This window comes from Mesorhizobium sp. P2_D6, from assembly GCF_056404315.1.
Genome location: NZ_JBFUEG010000051.1, coordinates 1 through 5,671 on the forward strand (window position 1 = coordinate 1; position 5,671 = coordinate 5,671).

The 5,671-nt window shown below is 52.0% G+C and carries 2 protein-coding genes and 1 pseudogene; 2 read left to right on the top strand and 1 reads right to left on the bottom strand.

The window, feature by feature from the left end; genetic code table 11:
* Positions 1-703: 703 nt before the first annotated feature.
* A complete protein-coding gene (locus AC1D1L_RS33250; RefSeq protein WP_477345718.1) occupies positions 704-2,011 on the bottom strand; it encodes a CapA family protein in 1,308 nt (435 codons plus the stop codon).
* A 1,434-nt stretch (positions 2,012-3,445) separates the two neighbouring features.
* Between AC1D1L_RS33250 and AC1D1L_RS33255 the strand changes: the two genes are divergently transcribed.
* Both AC1D1L_RS33255 and AC1D1L_RS33260 read left to right on the top strand, forming a co-directional pair.
* Positions 3,446-4,873 (top strand): amidohydrolase family protein, encoded by a 1,428-nt coding sequence (locus tag AC1D1L_RS33255; protein WP_477345720.1) that lies wholly within the window; start codon positions 3,446-3,448, stop codon positions 4,871-4,873.
* A gap of 559 nt (positions 4,874-5,432) precedes the next feature.
* Positions 5,433-5,671, top strand: a pseudogene (locus AC1D1L_RS33260) (hypothetical protein); the annotation flags it as partial.

Consider the following 5,671-nt stretch of genomic DNA (forward strand, 5'->3'; position numbering starts at 1 on the left):
GCTCAGCTCAGCGGCAAAGCCGATCATCTCGCGCAAGATATCGGCGTCGGGGGTCTTCTCCACGAGCGTGCGCAGGTTCATCATGTCGTCGGTCATCGATGGTTCCTTCGAATCAGGTTGGTGTCAGCAACCCGACCTTACCGGGGAACATCGATGACCGCCGCTACGCCGCTCGCTCGCTTCAGCGCTGTTGAGGGCGCGCTCGCGAGCGGCTTCGTAACCGCCGACCTACACCACGCGGTGGGACACGATCCCTTCCCTCGCCTCGCGCAACGGTTCATCGTCCGGACGGATGCCGATGTAGCGCACCGTCGAACGGTCGAGGTTCAGAGCCAGGCACGCATCGTCTGTCTCCTTGATCGACGGATTCTACCCAAATCTGGGAAGTTCCGGATCTCAGGAATGCGTGCAGCGGCAGAACATTGACTCTGCGACTGCCAAGACTGATCTGTGCTTCCGACTTGAGCGTTGACCATGAGGAGAAACTGAGGCCGGCGGCCTGACTTCGGTCCGGTGATCAGCCCGTCAGGTTTGAACCATCGCGACCGGACGATCAGGATGATCGCGGCCGCTCTGCGGCCGGACTCGCTCGCGCTGGTTTCCGAATGGACCACACGGGTCAACCGTCTGCCGAGGCAAGAACGTTGCGCGAGTCGAGTCCAAGCCGCAAAACTCGCGACCGGCAGTTAGCGTCAGGGGAACGTCAATTCTTAAAGCTTCCCATGACCAAGTCAACGTAACCTTTCATTTTCCTCATCGACCTTATTGCGTCACCTGCAACGTCAAAAAAATCTTGCAATTTTTCGAGACGCATCACCATTCTATCGCCCAGCTGGAAGTAACGTCTAAAAACCGGGACCGGCGTCATTCTACTGATGTAAGTCCGACTATTCCCATTAATAACGCCTTTCGTCAGTTCGAAATTCAAAATCAGGCTTAAAATCATGTGTGGTGCCGTAAACCAGCCAAGAGTTGTACTACTAAGCGAATAGGCAATAACTGCCATGCGATCCGGGTCGCGTTTGGTTCGATAATATTCGACGGGCTGGATCACGTGCGGGTGGTGACCTATTATCATGTCAACCCCCGCCTCGACTAGAGTATGTGCGGTCTCAACTTGCGAATGTCGCGGAAAAAACTCAAATTCGTAGCCCCAATGAAGCGATGCGATTATGAAGTCACAGTTTTGATCCTTGCAATCAGCAATTTGGCTCATGAGCAACTTGAGATCAGGTGCAAAGTGCTTGGAATTAAGTCTAGCTACATGAATTCGGTGCTCTTCACCGGGTGGCAGTTTTCGCCCGTTGAGCCCAAAGGTAGCGGAGACGAACCCAATCTTAACTCCTTTGCGCACGAGAATATTCGCTCTGCCATATTCTGAAACTTGGGGAGTCCCAATATTCATGATTCCATCTTGTGCCAAAAGATGCTGATTCCTCTCAAGTCCAGCTATTCCAAGATCAAGGGTGTGGTTATTGGCCGTATTTAGAACTGTGAAGCGTTTACCTTTATGCTGAGTTAGTGTAAGGTATTGTTCAAATGTACAACATGTCGGGTAGGAGCTCGCATTGCCGAAAGCCGCGTCGACGACCTCCTTTTCCGCCACGACCGCCTCGTAGTTAGCAAAGGAAATATCCGTATCGAATAATATATCGAAAACGTTCGAAAACAAGACGTCCTTAGAATGGTCAAGATCCTCGGCTTGAATCAAGTCGCCGGCGCAGCCCATGGTGAGTGTAGCTTCTCTCTTAAATGCGCTCGGTATGGATATAACTGAGTTGTCCGGGCCGTATAGCAATCTATCTGCCTCGTTGTCTGGACGAATTATCGGTTGTACGCTTTTAAAATGCCAATACACATGGTCCATGAAGCGAAACTCTGGGCCATCCGTAGCAGCATTTGAACGGGGAGTGTCCCAATAGTTATGCATCAGGGCAAAACGTGTTGAAACCCTGGTAAAAAACGGTAGGGTATAGAACTCGAAGAGCGTGGCTGGTAGATGAGGCGTCAAAACTAGTTCCTTTCGAACATCGAACAATCACTACAAGCGCGGCAAACTCGTTCGCATTGTCGATCAGAGGGGCTGAACGTAGGCGTGAAGGAGTCGTGACACGTTCGGTCGGCAATAAGAAGGATGTCGGCGGAGAATTTCCACCGCGAATCAATCTGGACTTGGTGAAGCGCACCAACCGCCTTCAGGATCATCCTGTCGGCGCACTTCACAGGTATCGCCGCTCTGGCAGTGAATCGGGAGCGTCGGCAGAGGTAAGCCGAATTCACTATATTCGATCTCTGCCATGGTCTTGCGGTGAGGGTCGACCGCTGTTCGAAGCAGCGCTTCGCTTGCAGTGACCCGCGATGTTATATCCAAAAATCGAACAGCATCGAACAGGGAACCGCGTCGCCCAGGCCCAGAGTACCCAACGCACATCATGCCGCCCCGGGAGTTGGTGTAGTCAGTAGGGACAATCTCAAACGATGAGCGATGATGCTGGAATGCGACAGGAGGTGACCGAAGCCGTCCTGGGCCGCGCCAGACCTGAGGTCAGCCTCATCCATGACAGAACAATCCGGTCCCAGACGCGACAAGGACGGCAACCATCTTCATTTCACTTGGCTGTGTCATCAAACAAAAGGAGATGCAGTTCGATCCGGACCCTATTTATGCAGCTCTCTGCGTTGAGTTCGCCAATATAATGTTCTGGAAGGTGCCCATCGCGTTTTCAGATGGCTACGGCCAAGAAGATCAGATGCAGCTCGGTCGTCCGGCAGGGCGCATTTGAGTGTCCAATCCTGCTGATCGCGCGAGCAAGCGAACGATCACGGCCTCCATGCCGTCAGCGTTCCGTGCCAACTACACGGAGAATTCCTGCGACACATTCGCCGGGCAATATAGGTGATCTCATTGAAACCCATGGTAGGTTATCAGAACGCATCTGGGACACCGGGGTTGCGTCTACGCGGACGTGGAAGAACACGAACTCATTGAGGAGGTGGGCGGGGCCAACCTTTTGCGGTCATAGCTTGGCAAAGCCGGAGGTAGAATAGGTCCCGCGGAAGCTCTGCTGTAAATGCGTTCGACCCCTCATGTTGCCGAACGGTAGGCGCCTAGCCGCTGCACCCGTCCCAAAGCAATTTGCCGCTCGGTCCGCGTAAGCGTAAATTCAAGCCGATCCGAACTACAGACAGCGTCGCCATCGCGCGTTTAGATGACGCCCATATGGAAATAGAATTTGACGAAGCCCGTTGTTGGTGGTGATGTCCAAAAAAATGTTAAACTAGCGGCGTCTAAGTTGTCGCCATCACGTCGACAAATGATGAGCAATTTCTGAAAGCTGGTCCGCCAAGGGCATTTTTTGAACAAGCCATAACGCCCGTGCCGATGCAAATCTCCTCCGCCTACGGCAGGGGAGGGCGCTGCGCAGCTAGAAGGCAAGGTAGGTAGATGCGAAACCAGCTCAAAACAGACGTGGATGCGAAAAGCGCGGGACCCAATTTTGCATCTTCAACCGCTAAGGTGCCGGAGCATTTGTCACTTTTTTTTTCGAGGCAAGAGCCGGAGTTTGCCAGACTTTTCGACGCAGTAAATGACTTGCCGATCGATGACACTCATTGCCACCTTATTACCGATCGGGATGCAATTACAACGCCCCAGCGATTTTTGGAGCGCATCTCCCTAGCGGGCTTTCCGGTACCGAGCTATTTCCCAGAAGGCATCTATGCTCAATGGTTGAACGGGGACGAAGCAACCAGGTATCACCTGAACAAAAAGTTCGATATTCAGCGGAAACTTGATGGGATAACCGGTGATATTTCACAAAGTGTCTTTATAAAATTCTTGGTCAAAGAGCTGGCTCATTTCCTAGGTTGCGACCACAATCTAGAAGCAGTTATTGAAGCTCGCAACGACCGAGGGAACGATTATTGGTCATACATAAACAGCTTGTTTAGAGACGCTAACTTTCAGAACATAATGCTGGAGACAGGAACTGGTGAAAGCCGTGACGCCGCAACTATATCGCGGTTTGAGGAAGCCATACTGCCCTGTCAATCTCGTCGCATCAGTCGAATAGAGAGAATCCAAGACGAACTTTTTCACCTCGACATCACGTTCGATGAGTTCGAAGAACGCTACGTCACGAGGTTGAACGAGATACTTGACGGGGATGGAAACTTTGGAAAGCCGTCTTTTGGAATGAAATCTTATCTCTTGCCAGACATAGGGCCAATCCGTCCATTGTATGATCGCCGACCCGCGGAGTTGTCTTGGCAGGCGCAGAGGAACTCCTTCGATAAACGCAAGAATATGGATCGAGAAGACGCTGCGCAAATTACGAAGGATCTTTGCCGGTATACATTCACTCTTGCTCTACAGGAGTGCCTCAAGAGAGATATGCCCATGCAGATCCATACCGGTGATGGAGAAGCACCTTCCGTGATACTTAGGAACCAAGATCCGTTCTATCTAGAAGAGGTATGCCGGTTTGACAAAGATGGGATGATGCGAATGCCAAAAATCATTCCGCTTCATGCAGGTTATCCGTCGGTCGGCAAGGCTGCGTGGCTAAGCCATCTATATCCAAATTGCTACTTCGAATTGTCAATAATGACTCCACTTGTCCACCAGAATTTGTATCAGCGGTACATGCAGGTTATGGAGGCGGTCCCGCTTTCCAAAATCCTTTTCGCAAGTGATGCATTTCACGTTCCTGAGCTTTATTGGCTTTCCGGTCGTTGGGGAAAGCGATACTTAGCAAAGGCTCTTACAAACTACGTTGTAGGCGGAAGTCTCAATTTTGAAGAAGCACTCGAGGCCGCCCGAATGATTCTCTATAAAAACAATAGGGCAGTGTACAATCTAGAATCAGTTTAGAATCTCCATCACGCGTCGAGAGGGGGCGCCATGCTTTTTGGGGCATTCGCAGGACGGCCGGCAGTTGCCGATAAGACACCCTTCTCGTGCTGCTCAAGTGTTCGGCCGGCCGGCCTGCGGCGGTTTGCTCAATCAAACGTCGGGAGCGAGGGCAAGCCAAGCCGGCGGCCGAGCAGCGGCGAAAGGCGAACTACCGCTTCTTTGGCTATCCGCGCGTGACTGAAATAGCGTCTCGCCGGTCATTTCAACGAGACCGCGGCGCGCTTTGGGCGAGGGAAGGCCGATCCTTCCCGTCCAGAACACCGGCACCACTAATCTTTTAACTGCATAGTGCGCGGAATGAGCAAAAAATGCAGATTTCCTGCTACGGAAAGGGTCGTTTCGGGCCAGGCAGGTCTGCCACACCTGCTAGCGTCCCTAATAAGTGGATTTCGCCGGCGATACGTCGCCTATTGGCGTTTTGGGCAGCCATAGCGATGGGGCTCTGCGCCTTCGATGAAGCTTAGAACGAACTCGATCAGTCTATCAATAACGCCCGAAGCTTGAAGGGAACTGATTAATGCTGATTGTGCGAATTGAAAGTAGAATCATCGAGATTCCAGTTAAAAAGGTGGTCCGGACCGGGATCGGTGCGATAGACCGAATTGCGAACATTTTTGTTCGGATATATACCGATGATGGTATTGTAGGTATTGGGGAGTGTGGTCCCTGGCCCGTGGTGACCGAAACGTTGGCCGAGACCAAATCAGCGGTCGACGAATACTTTGGTCCTGCTTTGATGGGCGCAAATCCTGTCGC